The organism is Arthrobacter agilis, assembly GCF_006494655.1.
Lineage (GTDB): Bacteria > Actinomycetota > Actinomycetes > Actinomycetales > Micrococcaceae > Arthrobacter_D > Arthrobacter_D agilis.
Genome location: NZ_VHIM01000010.1, coordinates 32,760 through 48,914 on the forward strand (window position 1 = coordinate 32,760; position 16,155 = coordinate 48,914).

The following is a 16,155-nucleotide window of genomic DNA, read 5'->3' on the forward strand; positions in this document are numbered from 1 at the left end:
TACTCCCAATCGTCCGCCAGCTCCTACTGTCGCACGGCCCCGACCCACCTCAAAGCCATGGCATCCCGGCACGGCGGTTCACCGGAGCTGCCGTACCTCGAGCCGGTTCCCCGATACCCCGACGGTGAAGGAACCGATCTCGTCCGTGCGGACGACCACCACTCCCGCGGTTGTCAGGGCCTGCAGGATGGCCGGGTGCGGATGTCCGTAATCGTTGCCCTTCCCCACGGAGATCACCGCGAGGCGAGGAGCCACGGTCTCGATCACGGCGGAACCACCGTTCCGCGCTCCGTGATGCGCCACCTTCAGGATGTCCACTCCCCCGCCGGCCAGCTCCGGCGTCGCGGCCAGGAGCCTGTCCGTGGCGTCCTCCTCGAGATCACCTGTCAGGAGAAGACGCACGTCCCGGTCCGGCGTCTGCAGGACGACGTCGAGCACGGCGCTCGCGTTGTTCTCCTCGGTGGTGTCCGCAGGTCCCTGCGGCCACAGGACCCGTGCCTCGACATGCTGCAGATCGAACACCGTGGAGGGAGAGAGCCGTTCCGCCTCCACTCCCGCGGCGTGTGCCGCTTCCGTCACCTCGTCCGGCAGACGGTCCTCACCCGTGGAGTAGTAGAGGGCAGCTACGCTCCGCCCACGGACGGCTCCTTCGATCCCGCCGTAGTGGTCGTCGTGCAGGTGCGTGATGACGAGGGCGTCGATCACCTCGACGGATACCGCGTCGAGGCAGCGGTCCATGGCATCGGGGTCCGGCCCCGTGTCGACCACGAGCGCGTGGCCGGGAGCTGTCCCCAGGACGAGCCCGTCGCCCTGGCCGACGTCGCACACGGTGATGATGCCGCCGGACGGAGGGGTAGGGAGGAGACCTCGCACCAGGACGGTCACGGCCGCGACGAACACCAGCAGCATGACCGTGAGGACGACGACGGTGGGCCGGGTCCAGCCCGGCTTCCGGTCGTGCGCCCGGTCGTGCTTCCAGTCGTGCTTCCAGTCGTGCTTCCAGTCATACTTCCAGTCCTGCTTCGCGTCGTGCGTCCAGGCCTGCGGCCTACGGCCGCGTGGTGCCGCTGCGGCTGCCCGGGGCTTACGAGGATGCAGCTCCGGGGCCCGGCTGCCCGGTCCACCGCTTGTTGTGTCCTGGTTCCGGTCTCCGATGGTTCCGGTACCCCGCGCACGCGGAGCGTCCGCGGACGCGCCGACCCCAGGGGCGCGGAGGAGCAGCGCGGCCAGGACGGTGAGGGAGAACAGTGCTGCGAGCACAGCCCCTGGCGCACCGTCCAGCCAGGGCAGGGATGCGGCAGGCGCGCGGGCAAGGGCATCGGCGACCCCGCCCACCCACCGTGTCCCCGCCTGGGCGGCGACCACGAGGGGGACGGCGAGGACCGGTGCCGTCGCCAGCGCGAGGACCGCCGCCATGCCGAGCAGCGTGACAGCCGGCACCACGGGGGCGGCTGCGACGTTCGCGGGGAGTGCGTACACCGGGAGAGAGGGCTGGATCAGGACGATGATCGGCGTGCAGAACACCTGCGCGGTCAGGGGGATGGCGAGCAGCTGGGCGACTCTCAGAGGAAGAACGCGGGCGAGCGAGGCGACCATCGCGGGTCCGGCGACGACCAGCCCCAGCGTTGCGGCGACGGAGAGCTGGAAGGCGAACGAGACGGACAACCAGGGGTCCATCGCGAGCAGGACGATGATCGAGAGCAGCAGCACGGTCACGGAGACCTTTCCCCGTCCGGACAGGATGGCCAGCACGCCGATTCCGCCCATGACGGCAGCTCGCAGGACGCTCGGTTCCGGCCGCACCAGCAGGACGAAGCAGGTGAGGGCCGCGACCGCGCCTCCTGCTGCTGCAGCCCTCGGGAGTCTCAGCGAGCGCAGGCCGACGAAGGCGAAGGCCACCACGTAGGAGCAGTTGGCCCCACTCACCGCCGTGAGGTGCGTGAGCCCCGTGAGCTTCATGGCTTCCTCGAGGTCGGGGTCCAGCGGTGAGCGGTCCCCGAGCGCCATGCCGGGAAGCAGCCCGCGGTCGCGCCCGGCCCGCTCGGACGTCTCCCGGAAGCTGTTCCGCAGGCCGTTGGAGTAGCCGAGCCACCCTCCGGCGTCCCTGATCACAGGCTTCGCCGACGGCAGGAACACAGCCCTCGCCCTGCCCACGCGATCCGATGGTTCGACGGTACCGAGGACCCGCACCGTGTCACCCCAGCCGATGTCGGCCCACGCCATCGACGCGATCACCACCACCGGCGTGGTCGAGGCGAACCGCGACCCGCCGAGGACCCCTCCGACGATGTCGGCGTCGACCAGGATGTTCTCCTCCTGGCTGAACCCGCTGGGCGGGAGCACCGAGGGCTCCCCCGTCATCCGCAGGACGGCCGTGAAGGTGGAGGAGTTCCGCATGGCCTGGTCGACGGGCCCTGCCTCCGCCCGGGCCAGACTCCCACCGGCTGAGAGCAGGACGAGCATTCCGGCGGCAAGGGGGGCGAGGCCCTGCACCGCGAGCGGCGCGCTGTTCGCCGTCCTCCAGTTCGCCGTCGTCCTGCCGGGTACGACGAGGACCACGGTGACGAGGACGAATGCGCAGGCGGCGACCGCCAGACCTGCCGCCGTCGCGACCACGGCGGAAGCCTGGACGGCAAGCGCGGCGCCGACCCAGGCGGTGACCGCCGCGGGAAGCAGCCGCAGATCACCTGTCCACCGGCGCGAGCTGTCCTGCGTGCGGCGGACTGCGCCGGTGCTCCTCACCGGACGACGATGAGCGGGAGGATTCCCTCGAGCAGTGCCGGCCCGATGCCCGGGACCGCATCGACGTCGGAGGGTGCGAGGAACGGGCCGTTCTGGTCCCGCCAGTCGATGATGCGCTGGCCCAGCACGGGACCCACCCGCGGCAGCGACTCGATCTCCGCCAGGGTCGCCGTGTTGATGTCGATCATTGCCGCCGCCGCACCCGGCGAACCGGGGAGCGTGGGATCGGTCGCCCCACCGGGAGTGACCGTCGACGGAAGGACGGCGCTGTCGGGTACCTCCGGCCGGGGTTCCTCTCCGACGCCGAGGACGTGGACGTGCTGGCCGTCCGCGACCGTAGCCGCGAGGTTGATCCCCTCAAGATCGGCGTCGGGTAGCGCTCCTCCCGCCTCCTCGATGATCTGGAAGAGGCGGGTGCCCGGCGGCACCTCGACGACGCCCGGGCTGCCGACGGCTCCTGTGACGTAGACGACGACCGGGCTCTCCGGGGTCACGTCGACGCCCGGAAGGGCGGTCGCTCTAATGTCCGGACTCCCGGGCGCTGCCGCAGGACCCTCCGCCACGCCGTCACCGTCGCCGCCGGTCTCGCGACCTGTCCCAGCGCCGCCGGTCGCCGACTCGATCTCCCCGCCCCCTGGTGCGTCGGCTCCGAGCTCCACGGATACTGCTGCGGCGGAGGGCTCGGAACTCCTGACCAGGAACAGGGCGGCACCGATGGCGAGGGCGATGCCGAGGAAGACCAGCGCCGCTGATCGCGCCACCCGCCACTGGACACCGGCAGGCCGGGAAGCCACCGGCCCACCGGGAGCATCTGGACCATCGGCGGCGTCCTCCTCCGGTGCGTCCTGAGGCACGTCCTGAAGTGCGTCCTGCCGGCGGGAGCCGGTCGACCACCGGCTTCCGAGGGCGTCGGCAGGGGCATCCCCGGTTGTCGGCCATTGATGCTTTCCCATGGGGCAACGGTAGGAGCCCGCGCAGGTCCACCCGATCGTCGCAGCTGCTATGTGGACAACCCGGCCGCCCGGCCCCGGGAAGAGGACGGGGCCGCACCTGTCGGAGCCGGCCGGGGACGAGGACCGAGCCCGACGACGAGGACGAGGACCGAGCCCGACACGTGGATCAGCGGCGACGCCCGGATCGGGGCGCGGGCGCGCTCACGAGGCGTCGGCAGGACTGACCGTCACGGCCAGCACCCCGAGACCGGCGTGGGCGGCCAGGACGGACGGGCAGGGCGCCGTCGTGACGCATCCGGCTCCGGCGATCGCCTCGAGACGCCCGGCAAGTGCCGTGGCAGCGTCCTCGTTCCCGAAGTAGTGCACGGTCAGCCACACGCGCCCGGTCCGCGCGGTGAGATCCGCCTCGACGAGGTCCTGCAGCCGTTGGAGCCCGCGGGCGGCGGACCGCATCCGCTCCAGCGGCACGAGGCGCCCGCCCTGCACGTGCAGGATCACGCGGACGGAGAGCAGGGTACCGAGCCAGCCGGCAGCGGCGGTGATCCGCCCTCCGCGCCGCAGCTGCTCGACACTGGGCACATAGAAGTAGAGCGCCGAGGCACGGGCCGCCATCGCTGCCGCTGCTGCGGCGGCCTGCAGGTCGGCGCCGGCGTTCGCCGCATCCTGCGCCGCCATGGCGGCACGGCCCTGCGCCATGCCTGCCGTCCGCGTGTCGATCACCTCGACCGCGATCCCGGCCCTGGTCGCTGCGAGCCGGGCCGCCTCCACGGTTCCCGAGAGCTGGCCCGAGAGGTGGACGGAGACGACGCCGTCGTACCCTTCGTCCGCGAGGCTCTGGTAGGCCTGGTCGAACTGCCCCGGCGACGGCCGGGAGGTCCTCACCTCGGATCCGGCAGCCAGGGCGACCATCAGGGGCCCGGTGACGTCGTCGTGCTCCCCCGTCAGGATGTCGTCCGCGATGAGGACGGGCATGGCCACCACCCGCACGCCCGCGGCTCGCCCCCCGGCCGCGGTCCAGCCGGGGGCGAACCCGGCCGCGGAGTCGGTGACGACGGCTACCCGCACGGGCGCCCCGCTGCCCGGCGCGCCCCGGACCGGGACGACGACGGCTGGGTGGCGATCATCAGGCCGGGACGATGTTGACGAGCTTCGGAGCCCGGACGATCACCGTACGGACCTCCCGCCCGTCGAGGACGCGCTGGACGTGTTCGCTGGCCATCGCCAGCTCGCGCAGCTCGTCCTCGCCGATGTCCGGAGACACGGTGAGGCGGTCGCGGACCTTGCCCTGCACCTGCACGACGGCGACGACCGTCTCCTGGGTGAGGAGCGAGGGGTCGACGACGGGCCATCCGGCTGTTGCCACGGTCGCCTCGCGTCCAAGCCGGTTCCACAGGTCCTCGGCGGTGTAGGGCGCGAACAGGCTGAGGAGAACGGCGACCGCTTCGGCTGCCTCACGGACCGCGGGATCGGCCCCGCCGGCACCGGTGTCGATGGCCTTGCGGGTCGCGTTGACGAGTTCCATGAGTTTCGCGATGACCACGTTGAACTTGTTGGCCTCCATGAGCTCCGCGGCGTCGGCGACGGTGCGGTGCGTCACCGACCGCAGGGTGCGGTCCCCCGACGCCGGCTCCGAGCCGACCGCACTCGTCACGTCGTTGCCGAGCCGCCAGGCCCGGGCGAGGAACTTCGCGGAACCGGACGGCGAGACGTCAGCCCAGTCGACGTCGTCCTCGGGTGGGGAGGCGAAGACCATGGTGAGGCGCACGGCGTCGACGCCGTACCGGTCGAGCTGCTCGCCGAGGTCCACGCCGTTGCCGAGCGACTTGCTCATGGCCTTGCCGCCGTTGAGGACCTGCCCCTGGTTGAGGAGGGCGCTGAAGGGCTCCGTGAAGCCGACCATGCCGAGGTCGAAGAGGACCTTGGTGAAGAACCTGCTGTACAGCAGGTGCAGGATGGCGTGCTCCACCCCGCCGACGTACTGACCGACCGGCAGCCAGCGGTTGACCGCCTCCGTGTCGAAGGGGGCCGTCTCCAGGTCGGGGTTCACGAAGCGCAGGTAGTACCAGGACGAGTCGACGAAGGTGTCCATGGTGTCGGTGTCGCGTTTCGCAGCACCACCGCAGGACGGGCAGGAGACATTCACCCAGTCCTCGACGGCGGCCAGCGGCGAGGTGCCCTTCGGGGCGAGCGACTCGCCGCGCAACCCCTCGGGCAGCGTCACCGGCAGCTGGTCGTCCGGTACCGGCACCTCACCGCAGGACGGGCAGTGGATGATCGGGATGGGCGTACCCCAGAAGCGCTGGCGGGACAGCAGCCAGTCCCTCAGGCGGTAGTTGATGGTGTGCTCGCCGGTCCCCTGTCCCTCGATGAGTTCGACGGCGCGTCGGATGGCGGCGGGCTTGTCCAGCCCGGTGAGTTCACCGGAGTTGACGAGGGTTCCCTCTCCGGTCGTCGCGATACCGCTGACGGCCGCATCCTCCGCCCCCGTGTCCACGACGGTCCGCACGGGCAGGTCGAAGGCACGGGCGAAGTCGAGGTCGCGCTGGTCGTGGGCCGGCACGGCCATGATCGCGCCCGTCCCGTAATCGGCCAGCACGTAGTCGGCGGCCCACACGGGCAGCTTCTCGCCGGTGAGGGGATTGACGGCGTACCGCCCCGTGAAGACACCGGTCTTCTCGCGCTCGGTGGCCTGCCGCTCGATCTCCGACAGTCCCTTGACCTGCTCGCGGTAGGTGTCCAGCGCGGCACGGTTCTCGGGCGTGACCAGGTCCAGGGCGAGGTCGGCGTCGGCGGCGACGACGAAGAAGGTCGCTCCGTACAGCGTGTCGGGCCGGGTGGTGAACACGGCGACGTCCGACGCGGGCTGCTCACCGACGGCCTCGATGCGGAAGCGCACGTGCGCGCCTTCGGACCGACCGATCCAGTTGCGCTGCATCGCGAGCACACGCTCGGGCCAGTGGCCCTTCAGCTGCTCCATGTCGTCCAGCAGGCGGTCGGCGTAATCCGTGATCTTGAAGTACCACTGGTTCAGGTTCTTCTTGGTCACCAGGGTGCCGCAGCGATCGCACGCCCCGTTGATGACCTGCTCGTTCGCGAGGACGGTCTGGTCCTTCGGGCACCAGTTCACCGGCGAATTGCGGCGGTACGCGAGGCCCTTCTCGAAGAAACGCACGAACAGCCACTGCGTCCAGCGGTAGTACTCGGGGTCCGAGGTGTGGAGGCGACGCTCCCAGTCCGCACTGATGGCATACCGCTTGAAGGAGGTGGCCTGGGTGTCGATGTTCGCGTAGGTCCACTCGGCGGGGTGGGCATTGCGCTTGATCGCGGCGTTCTCCGCAGGCAGGCCGAACGAGTCCCAGCCGATCGGGTGGAGGACGTCGAAGCCCTTCTGCCGGTAGTAGCGGGCGGCGACGTCGCCCATGGCGAAGGCCTCCGCGTGCCCCATGTGCAGATCGCCCGACGGGTAGGGGAACATGTCGAGGACGTAGCGCCGCTCGCGGCTGCCGTCGTCCGCCGGCGTGAAGGGCCGAAGCCGGTCCCAGACTGCGGGCCACCGCGCTTCGATGACCGCGACGTCGTAGGTGTTCTCGTCGGGCTGGGCGACCTCGGGGTTGCTGCTCACTGTATGACCTGTCCTGTCGGTGGAACCTGGTGGAGCCTGGTGCTGCATCTGCCCTGCCGGCCCTGCTGCCGGTGAAGGGGTGGTCCTGCGCGGACGGCGCCGGACACACAAAAGCCCCTCACGCAGGAGGGGCCGCCGTACGGTCGAGACCGTACGGCTAGGTAAGCAGGAGGGTCGACGGCATGGACCTACTTTAGCAGTGCGTCGCGCGGGGACCCGTGCCGGGAACGACCGCGCCCGGTCCGTCTGTCGACGGACCGGGCGCGTGCCCCTGCAGCGTGCTGCGGAACCCGTGGGCTCCGTCCCAATTGACGTCCTAGTTGACGTCCTCGTCGACCCAGTCGAAGGTCTTGGTGACGGCCTTCTTCCAGAGTCGGAGCTGACGCTCGCGCTCGGCCTCGTCCATCGAGGGCTCCCATCGCTTGTCCTCGGCCCAGTTGGTGGCCAGCTCGTCGGTGTCCTTCCAGAAGCCGACCGCGAGGCCGGCTGCGTAGGCCGCCCCGAGCGCCGTGGTCTCCGTGACCTTCGGCCGGATCACGGGGATGCCGAGGATGTCCGCCTGAAACTGCATGAGGGCGTCGTTGGCGACCATTCCGCCGTCGACCCGGAGGTCCTCCATGTTGACGCCGGAGTCGGCGTTGGCCGCATCCAGCACCTCGCGGGTCTGGAACGCCGTCGCTTCGAGGGCCGCACGGGCGATGTGACCCTTGTTGACGAAGCGGGTCAGCCCCACGATCGCGCCGCGGGCGTCGGAACGCCTGTACGGGGCGAAGAGGCCGGAGAAGGCGGGGACGATGTAGACCCCACCGTTGTCCTCGACCGTCGTGGCGAGCTGCTCGACCTCGGGGGCGCTCTTGATGATGCCCAGGTTGTCGCGGAGCCACTGCACGAGCGAGCCGGTGACGGCGATGGAACCCTCGAGCGCGTAGACCGGCTTCGCGTCGCCGAGCCGGTAGCAGACCGTGGTGAGCAGGCCGTTCTTCGAGTGGACGATCTCCTCACCGGTGTTCACGATCATGAAGTTGCCGGTGCCGTAGGTGTTCTTGGCGCCACCCTTGTCGAAGGCCGCCTGACCGAGGGTGGCCGCCTGCTGGTCGCCGAGGATGCCGGCGACGGGAGTCTCGCGCAGCAGCTGCGACGTGTGGACGGTGCCGTAGACCTCGGAGGACGACTTGATCTTCGGCATCATCGACACGGGGACGCCGAAGTCGGCGAGGATCGACTCGTCCCACGAGAGGGTCTCGAGATCCATGAACAGCGTGCGCGAGGCGTTGGTGACATCGGTGATGTGCACGCCGCCGTCGGTACCGCCCGTGAGGTTCCAGGTGACCCAGGAGTCGGTGTTGCCGAAGATGAGGTCCCCGGCCTCCGCCTTCTCCCGCGCGCCCTCGACGTTGTCGAGGATCCACTTGATCTTCGTGCCCGAGAAGTAGGTCGCGAGGGGCAGACCCACCTTGGGCTCGTAGCGCTCCACGCCGCCGTCCTTGGCGAGCTCGTCGACGATCTTCTGCGTCCGGGTGTCCTGCCAGACGATCGCGTTGTAGACGGCCTTGCCGGTGGTGCGGTCCCAGACGACGGCGGTCTCGCGCTGGTTCGTGATGCCGACGGCGGCGATGTCGTGGCGCGTGAGGTTGGCCTTGGACAGGGCGGTACCGATGACCTCGCGGGTGTTGTCCCAGATCTCGGCGGGATCATGCTCGACCCAGCCGGCCTTCGGGAAGATCTGCTCGTGTTCCTTCTGACCGGAGGACACGATGTCTCCCTTGTGGTCGAACACGATGGCCCTGCTGGAGGTTGTGCCCTGGTCGATGGCGATGACGTACTGCTGCGACATGTCTTACTCCTTCATTGGATGACGTGTGGGTGCGGCCATTCACAGCCGCTGATCGGGACGCTCTAGGCTGCGACGGCCGGGAACGAAATGAACTGGATGACGATGCCGGCCAGTGCACCGCCGACGATCGGACCGACGATCGGTACCCAGGCGTAGCCCCAGTCGCTGCCGCCCTTGCCCTTGATGGGCAGGAAGGCGTGGGCGATACGGGGGCCGAGGTCACGGTTCGGGTTGATCGCGTAGCCCGTGGGTCCGCCGAGCGAGGCGCCGATGCCGACCACGAGGAGCGCGACGGCGAGCGGGCCGAGTCCCGAAGGTGTGTTGCCGAAGGACAGGATGACCAGGACGAGCACGAAGGTGCCGATGATCTCGGTCACGAGATTCCAGCCGTACGAGCGGATGGCGGGACCTGTGGCGAAGACACCGAGCTTGTTGGCGGGGTCGGGCTCCTCGTCGAAGTGCTGCTTGTAGGCGAGCCAGCAGAGCACAGCGCCGATGATCGAACCGATCATCTGGGCTGCGAGGTAGGCCAGGGTCGTGGCGAAGGTCTTGTCCACGCCGGGCGCGTACTCCGCAGCGTCACTGTTGAACAGCAGCCCCATGGTGACGGCGAAGTTCAGATGCGCACCCGAGAGAGCGGCCACGTAGACACCGGCGAAGACCGCGAGGCCCCAGCCGAAGTTGACCATGAGAAAGCCGCCGTTGTTTCCCTTGGTCTTGGCGAGCGCGACGTTCGCGACCACACCAGTACCCAGCAACAACAGCAGCATGGTGCCGAAAGTTTCGGCAACAAATACTTCCAGAGACATCGTTGACTCCTCATCTATTCATTTGTCGACGGGTGCCGCCGCCTCGACGGCACCCGTTGGTTCCCCCCGGCAACCGCTGCCGTTGGCATTGCTCCGCTGCGAGTGACAGCGGTTCGATCGCGTAGGTGGCGGAAGCCGCCTACGGGACCAGGCTCTTGACCTGCACCCTGTGGGCCTCGGCGAGGACCTTCCCGGCGAGCCCGATCTCCGCGGCCGACCGTGCGGCGTCCCACCCCAGCATCGGGGCGAGGGTCTCGGCGAGTTCGGCGAGGAGTTCCTCGGACACGAGACCCCGGAACGCGAGGGATGTCCGGCGGATCAGGACGTCGATCAGGTGGCCGATCTGCTCGTGCTCCACCATGTAGGCGAGTTCGCGCGTGCTCAGCTCCCTGGTGGAAGTAAACATCGTGTCGGGGCCGCCGGCGAGGTAATCGATGACATCGGTGGCACGTGTCCCGTAGCGGGTGAGCAGGACCTCCACGCGGGCCTCGTCGATACCCGGCCGGACGGCCTTCCGGATCCACGCCTTCTCCCCGGCGTCGTCGGTCGGGAAGTCCCGGCCCCCACCGATCGGCACGCCGGCGGTCGAGGTCTTCCGGGTGGCACCGAGGGCGGCCAGGGTGTCGTCCGCCAGGTGCTCCGAGAGCGCCCGGAAGGTCGTCCACTTGCCGCCGACGAGGCTGAGGGTCGTGACCGCGCGGCCACCGAGCGTCTCCTCGCGCTTCTCGATGCGGTAGTCGCGGGAGACGAATCCCGGCTGGGTGTCATCGTGCCGGGGCAGGGGCCGTACACCGGAGAAGCTGTAGACGATGTCCTCCCGCGAGACCGCGATGTCCGGGAACACGTGCCCGATCAGCTCGAAGAAGTAGTCGATCTCGTCGTCGGTGCAGACGGCCTGTTCGTTGACGTCGACATCGATGTCGGTGGTGCCGACGAGGACGCGGTCGCCCATCGGGTAGATGAGCACGATCCGGCCGTCGACGTGTTCGAAGAAGATCTCCGTCCCGTTGCAGGCCTTCAGGAGCTCGGGGTGGTCGAGGACGATGTGCGAACCCTTGGTGCCGCCCATGAAGAGCGTCTCGGCTCCGAGCGCCGCATTGGTGCCGTCGGTCCAGGCGCCGGTGGCGTTCACCACGACATCGGCCCGGAATCCGAAGGTCTCTCCGGTGAGCTCGTCGCGGAGCAGCACGCCGTCCTCCGTGGTTCCGACGGCGCTCACGTAGTTCGCGGCCCGCGCCGAGGGATTGGCCACCTGGCCGTCCCGCAGGACGTCGAGGGTGAGACGTTCGGGGTTGTGCACCGAGGCGTCGTAGTAGGTGGCCGCGTACTTGACGTCCTTGCGGAGATCCGGCATCGCGGCGAGCGCCTTCTTGCGACCGACGAAGGAGTGGCGGGGCACGTTGCCGCCGTCGCGCGAGAAGAAGTCGTACATGGTGAGCCCCGCCTTGATGAGGAAGGCGCCGCGCTCCACCTGCTTGCCCTGCTTGTGCGTGAGGAAGCGCAGGGGGGCGGAGAGGATCCCCGAGAAGGTGGTGTAGATGGGGATGGTCGTCTGGAGGGGCTTGACGTAGTGGGGGGCGATCTTCATGAGGGCGTTGCGCTCGATGACTGACTCGCGGACGAGGCGGAACTCGCCGTTCTCGAGGTAGCGGATACCTCCGTGGATCATGTGCGAGGACGCACCGGAGGCGCCCTGGCAGTAGTCGCCCCGCTCGACGAGTGCGACATCCACACCCTGCAGCGCGAGGTCACGGAACGTGCCGACGCCGTTGATGCCGCCACCGATGATGAGCACGGATGCGCGGGGGTTCTCCCTGAGCGTCTGCACCACGGTGCGGGTCGAAGTGGTCATGCCTTCGCCGTTGGTCCGGCCGGCTTCAGTACTCACAGTGCTTCTCCGTAACGTCTCTGTCTGGAAGGGTTCCTCCGGATCAATTCTTCGAGGAGTGGGAATACCAGTCAACCCGATTGCACAAACGTGCAGACGCGGGCAGACTGGCGCCATGACGATGATGGGCGACCCGCTGTCGGATGACGGCGCAGACCACGAGCGGCTCCCGGGCAACCGATCGCGCGACGCGCTGAGGGCCGCCCAGATGTACTACCTGCAGGACCTCACCATGAACGCGATCGCACGCGAACTGCGGACATCGCGGTCCACGATCTCCCGTCTGCTGTCCCTCGCCCGGGAGACCGGGCTCGTGCAGATCCAGGTCAACAACCCCTCGGAACGGGCACCGGCACTCGAGCAGCAGATCCGGCGCCGCTTCGGCGTCGAGGCCCACGTGGTGCCGATCGCCGATTCGGTCAACGATTCGGAGGTCCTGGACCGTGTGGCCATCCAGGCCGCCCGGACCATCGGTCCCCTGGTGGATTCGAACGCGATCATCGGTGTGGCCTGGGGATCGACCCTGAGCGCCGTCAGCCACCACCTGACCCGCAAGCAGACACATGACAGCACGATCGTGCAGCTCAACGGCGCGGGGAACACCCAGACCACGGGCATCACCTACGCGAGCGAGATCCTTCGGAGCTTCGGGCAGGCCTATGGAGCGCGCGTGGAACAGTTCCCCGTCCCGGCGTTCTTCGACCACGCGGAGACCAAGACCGCCATGTGGGAGGAACGCAGCGTCCGCCGCATCCTCGATCTGCAGCACCGCATGACCATGGCGATCTTCGGCGTCGGATCCATCAGCGCCGGCATCCCCAGCCACGTGTACAGCGGCGGGTATCTCGACCGCGAGGACCTCGCGACCCTGGAGACCGACGAGGTGGTGGGCGATGTCGCCACCATGTTCTTCAGGGCGGACGGGACCCACCGGGACATCAAACTCAATTCCCGCAGCACAGGCCCGGACCTGGACCGTCTGGGTACGGTCCGGCGGCGCATCTGCGTCGTCTCGGGCGAGTCCAAGATCGACGGGCTGCGCGGGGCCCTCGCGGCCGGGCTCGCCACCGATCTGATCCTGGACGAGGGCTCCGCCCGGCGTCTCGTGCACAGCTGAATATCGACGCTGCAGCGCGGCCGACACGTATCCGCCGACCCGCCCGGACGACGCCTGGTGGATAGAGTTCACGCATGACGTCCTCAGCACCTCACCCCGTTCCCCGCGCAGCGCTCGCCGACGGAACGCTGATCCACAGGCTGGGGTACGGCGTGTACAAGGTACCGCCCGAGGACACGGAGACGTTGTGCGCGACGGCGCTCGACGCCGGGTACCGGTTGCTCGACACCGCGGCCCTCTACGGGAACGAGGCGGGGGTCGGCGCGGCAGCCCGTGCCTTCCTCGGCAGCCATGCCCGCGAGGAGCTCTTCGTCACCTCCAAGGTGTGGAACGACGACCACGGCTTCGACGCCACCCTGCGGGCGTTCGACGCGAGCATGGAGCTGCTGGGCCTCGACCAGCTCGATCTCTACCTCATTCACTGGCCGTGCCCGTCCAAGGACCTGTACGTCGAGACCTGGCGTGCCCTGGAGCGTCTCCGGGACGACGGCAGGGTCAGGTCCATCGGAGTCTCGAACTTCCAGCAGGCACACCTGGAGCGGCTGCTCGCCGAGACCGGGACCGCCCCCGTCCTCAACCAGGTGGAACTGCACCCGTACCTGCAGCAGCGGGCGTTGCGTACCTTCCACGAGCGCCACGGCATCGCGACACAGGCCTGGAGCCCGCTCGGACGGGGGCATGTCCTGGCGGACGCGGACATCCTCGCGGTGGCTGAGGAACTCGGGCGTACTCCGGCACAGGTGATCCTCCGCTGGCACCACCAGCGCGGAGTCCTGACCATTCCGAAGGCCAGCCCGAGGGACCGCATCGAAGCCAATCTCGACATCTTCGGATTCGAGCTGGGGGACGAACATTTCGCGGTGCTCGACGCCCTCGACCGGGACCGGCGGTTCGGTTCCCACCCGGACCAGGTGGGTTGATGCGCGACGCCCGCGTCTCCACGATCACGTGGGACGGGACTCTGCAGCGCGTGTGGGACTTCCCGGCCGTGCTGCCCGCCCGGTCGCCGGGGGCTGCGGCGAGGCCCACGCTCGTGATGGTCCATGGCTTCCGCGGGGATCACCACGGGTTGTTGCGGCTCGTCGAGGAGCTGCCGGCCTACCGGGTCGTGCTCCCGGACCTTCCGGGCTTCGGCCAGGGCCAGGAGCTCGAGGGCCGGCACGACGTCGCGTCCTATGCACGTTTCATCCGCGAGGTCGCACTCCGGTTCGCCCCCGGGCCGCGCGTGCTCCTCGGTCATTCGTTCGGATCGATCGTCGCGTCCGAGGCCGTCGCCGTGACACCGGACCTCGCGACCGCCCTCGTCCTTGTCAATCCCATCAGCGCGCCCGCCCTCGAGGGCCCCAGCCGTGCTGCATCGCGCATCGCGGAGGGCTACTACGTGGCCGCGGACCGCCTCCCCGAGCGCGCGGGCCGCGCACTCCTGTCGAATGCCCTGATCGTGCGCATGATGAGCATCTTCATGGCGAAGACGAGGGACCGGACGCTCCGGCGCTGGATCCACGGCCAGCATGCGTCCTACTTCAGCGCATTCGCCAGCCGCCGCGTGGTCCTCGAGGCCTTCCGCGCATCGATCTCCGACACGGTGCGTGACCGTGCGTCCGACCTGACCCTCCCGGTCCTGCTCGTGGCCGCCGCGCAGGACGACATCGGTTCCGTCGCGAGCCAGGAGGACCTGGCCGCACGGATGCCCGATGCGACTCTCGCGGTCATCCCCGAGGTCGGACACCTCGTCCACTACGAGAAGGCGCGCGAGGCGGCCGCGCTCATCGACACCTTCCTGGAGGCCGTTCCCGTATGAGGATCCTGTTCGATGCACGCTTCACCCGTACCGACCACCACGACGGCATCAGCCGCTACGGCGCGAGCCTCATCGCCGCACTGTCCGGCGCCGACGACGTGGTGATGATGGTCAGCGACGTCCGGCAGCTCGCGCTCCTGCCCGATGTGCCGCACGTACTGATCAACAGTCCGCTCTCCCCGCGGGAGCTGTTCGTGGCCTGCCGGATCAACCGGCTGCAGCCCGACGTCGTCGTCTGCCCCATGCAGACCATGGGTTCGTGGGGTCGGCGATACCCCCTCGTCCTGACCCTGCACGATCTGATCTACTACCAGAATCCGACCGCGCCCTCGTTCCTCCCCCTGCCCGTCCGGCTCCTGTGGCGGGTCTACCACCTCGCCTACTGGCCGCAGCGGCTCCTCCTGGACCGGGCCGACGTCGTCGCGACGATCTCCCACACCACGGCCGCGCTGATGCGACAGCATCGGCTGACGCGGCGCCCCGTCATGCTCGTGGGGAATGCTCCCCAGCCCGCGACGCGCGTCCGGGACACCGCGGCGCAGCGCTCGGCCTCCCTGCTCTACATGGGCTCGTTCATGCCGTACAAGAATGTCGAGACGCTCGTCCGGGCGATGGCGTACCTGCCCGGGCATGTGCTCCACCTCCTCAGTCGGATCACCCCCGAGCGCCGTGCCGAGCTCGAAGCCCTGACGGCGGATCCTGCCCGGCTCGCCGTCCACGACGGCGTGTCCGACGCCGAGTACGAGGACCTGCTCGACGACGCGACGGCCCTGGTCACCCTGTCCCGGGCCGAGGGGTACGGCCTGCCGATCATCGAGGCGATGGCCACCGGCACACCCGTCATCGCAAGCGACATCCCGATCTTCCGCGAAGTGGGGGGCGACGCGGCGCTCTATGTCGATCCGGACGATCCCCGCGCCGTCGCCGACGCCGTGCAGTCCCTCGAGGAGCCCGACCGGTGGGCCGAGGCCTCCCGGCGGGGTCGGGAGCGCGCCCGGAGCTACTCCTGGACCGCCTCCGCCGACCAGTTGAGGGCGGCATGCCGGCGCGCGATGGAGGAGTACGCCGTGCGGAGAAGCCGTCGTGGGTGATCTGCAGTGCCCGGCGACCGCCATCCTCCTCCCGGAGGACGGCGTCCTGCCCTCCTGGCTCGATCGCTTCAGGGTCGCCGGTCGCTTCAGCGCACCGCACGATGCCGGCGTCCTGATCGACGAGAAGTCCGACGAGTACCGCGGGGAGGCCTTCGTGGTCCTCGCCCCGATGGCCGACCTGATGCTCGTCCTCCGCTCTCGCGGCCTGCCGGGTGATCTCCCGGCCGTCGTCGAGATCGACGCCGACGGCTGGCGGCCCGTCGATCACCCCGGCGCACCGAGCGCCTGACTTCCGCAC

Annotated in this window: 12 protein-coding genes; 5 read left to right on the plus strand and 7 right to left on the minus strand. The window is 69.3% G+C overall.

Annotated features, from left to right (window positions below; all coding sequences use genetic code 11):
- Window positions 1-78: 78 nt before the first annotated feature.
- The 7 genes from FJV46_RS14295 to FJV46_RS14325 form a co-directional block, all read right to left on the minus strand.
- Complete coding sequence (locus FJV46_RS14295; protein WP_087025914.1) at window positions 79-2,742, minus strand: ComEC/Rec2 family competence protein; 2,664 nt, start codon at window positions 2,740-2,742, stop codon at window positions 79-81.
- Window positions 2,739-3,695: a ComEA family DNA-binding protein gene (locus FJV46_RS14300; protein WP_087025917.1), complete on the minus strand. Its 957-nt coding sequence runs from the start codon at window positions 3,693-3,695 to the stop codon at window positions 2,739-2,741. Before FJV46_RS14300 ends, FJV46_RS14295 begins: the two co-directional genes overlap by 4 nt.
- A gap of 201 nt (window positions 3,696-3,896) precedes the next feature.
- Entirely contained in the window at window positions 3,897-4,760 is an 864-nt protein-coding gene (locus FJV46_RS14305; RefSeq protein WP_087025920.1) for a DegV family protein, read from the minus strand.
- A gap of 58 nt (window positions 4,761-4,818) precedes the next feature.
- Window positions 4,819-7,317 carry a leucine--tRNA ligase gene (leuS, locus tag FJV46_RS14310; RefSeq protein WP_232008647.1) on the minus strand — a complete coding sequence of 833 codons (2,499 nt, stop codon included), beginning with the start codon at window positions 7,315-7,317 and terminating at the stop codon, window positions 4,819-4,821.
- Window positions 7,318-7,633: 316 nt separating this feature from the next.
- Window positions 7,634-9,151: a glycerol kinase GlpK gene (gene glpK, locus FJV46_RS14315; protein WP_087025926.1), complete on the minus strand. Its 1,518-nt coding sequence runs from the start codon at window positions 9,149-9,151 to the stop codon at window positions 7,634-7,636.
- Between the two features lie 62 nt (window positions 9,152-9,213).
- Window positions 9,214-9,960, minus strand: a complete 747-nt coding sequence (locus FJV46_RS14320; RefSeq protein WP_087025929.1) for an MIP/aquaporin family protein — start codon at window positions 9,958-9,960, stop codon at window positions 9,214-9,216.
- A 139-nt stretch (window positions 9,961-10,099) separates the two neighbouring features.
- A complete protein-coding gene (locus FJV46_RS14325) occupies window positions 10,100-11,812 on the minus strand; it encodes a glycerol-3-phosphate dehydrogenase/oxidase (protein WP_087026107.1) in 1,713 nt (570 codons plus the stop codon).
- Window positions 11,813-11,972: 160 nt separating this feature from the next.
- Between FJV46_RS14325 and FJV46_RS14330 the strand changes: the two genes are divergently transcribed.
- The 5 genes from FJV46_RS14330 to FJV46_RS14350 all read left to right on the plus strand — a co-directional run bounded on the left by FJV46_RS14330 (window position 11,973) and on the right by FJV46_RS14350 (window position 16,146).
- Complete coding sequence (locus tag FJV46_RS14330) at window positions 11,973-12,965, plus strand: sugar-binding transcriptional regulator (protein ID WP_087025933.1); 993 nt, start codon at window positions 11,973-11,975, stop codon at window positions 12,963-12,965.
- A 74-nt stretch (window positions 12,966-13,039) separates the two neighbouring features.
- Entirely contained in the window at window positions 13,040-13,885 is an 846-nt protein-coding gene (locus tag FJV46_RS14335) for an aldo/keto reductase (RefSeq protein WP_087025937.1), read from the plus strand.
- Complete coding sequence (locus tag FJV46_RS14340; protein ID WP_087025940.1) at window positions 13,885-14,766, plus strand: alpha/beta fold hydrolase; 882 nt, start codon at window positions 13,885-13,887, stop codon at window positions 14,764-14,766. The genes FJV46_RS14335 and FJV46_RS14340 overlap by 1 nt, the downstream gene beginning before the upstream one ends.
- On the plus strand, window positions 14,763-15,857 hold the full coding sequence (locus FJV46_RS14345) for a glycosyltransferase family 4 protein (protein ID WP_087025943.1): 1,095 nt from the start codon (window positions 14,763-14,765) through the stop codon (window positions 15,855-15,857). The genes FJV46_RS14340 and FJV46_RS14345 overlap by 4 nt, the downstream gene beginning before the upstream one ends.
- Entirely contained in the window at window positions 15,850-16,146 is a 297-nt protein-coding gene (locus tag FJV46_RS14350; RefSeq protein WP_087025946.1) for a hypothetical protein, read from the plus strand. Before FJV46_RS14345 ends, FJV46_RS14350 begins: the two co-directional genes overlap by 8 nt.
- Window positions 16,147-16,155: the final 9 nt, after the last annotated feature.

What these genes read in the sequence shown, in the direction of transcription:
- FJV46_RS14300 (WP_087025917.1), bottom strand. Translation starts at nt 3,695, where the DNA reads ATGGGAAAGCATCAATGGCCGACAACCGGGGATGCCCCTGCCGACGCC.
- glpK (WP_087025926.1), bottom strand. Translation starts at nt 9,151, where the DNA reads ATGTCGCAGCAGTACGTCATCGCCATCGACCAGGGCACAACCTCCAGC.
- FJV46_RS14320 (WP_087025929.1), bottom strand. Translation starts at nt 9,960, where the DNA reads ATGTCTCTGGAAGTATTTGTTGCCGAAACTTTCGGCACCATGCTGCTG.
- FJV46_RS14325 (WP_087026107.1), bottom strand. Translation starts at nt 11,812, where the DNA reads ATGACCACTTCGACCCGCACCGTGGTGCAGACGCTCAGGGAGAACCCC.
- FJV46_RS14330 (WP_087025933.1), top strand. Translation starts at nt 11,973, where the DNA reads ATGGGCGACCCGCTGTCGGATGACGGCGCAGACCACGAGCGGCTCCCG.
- FJV46_RS14335 (WP_087025937.1), top strand. Translation starts at nt 13,040, where the DNA reads ATGACGTCCTCAGCACCTCACCCCGTTCCCCGCGCAGCGCTCGCCGAC.
- FJV46_RS14340 (WP_087025940.1), top strand. Translation starts at nt 13,885, where the DNA reads ATGCGCGACGCCCGCGTCTCCACGATCACGTGGGACGGGACTCTGCAG.
- FJV46_RS14345 (WP_087025943.1), top strand. Translation starts at nt 14,763, where the DNA reads ATGAGGATCCTGTTCGATGCACGCTTCACCCGTACCGACCACCACGAC.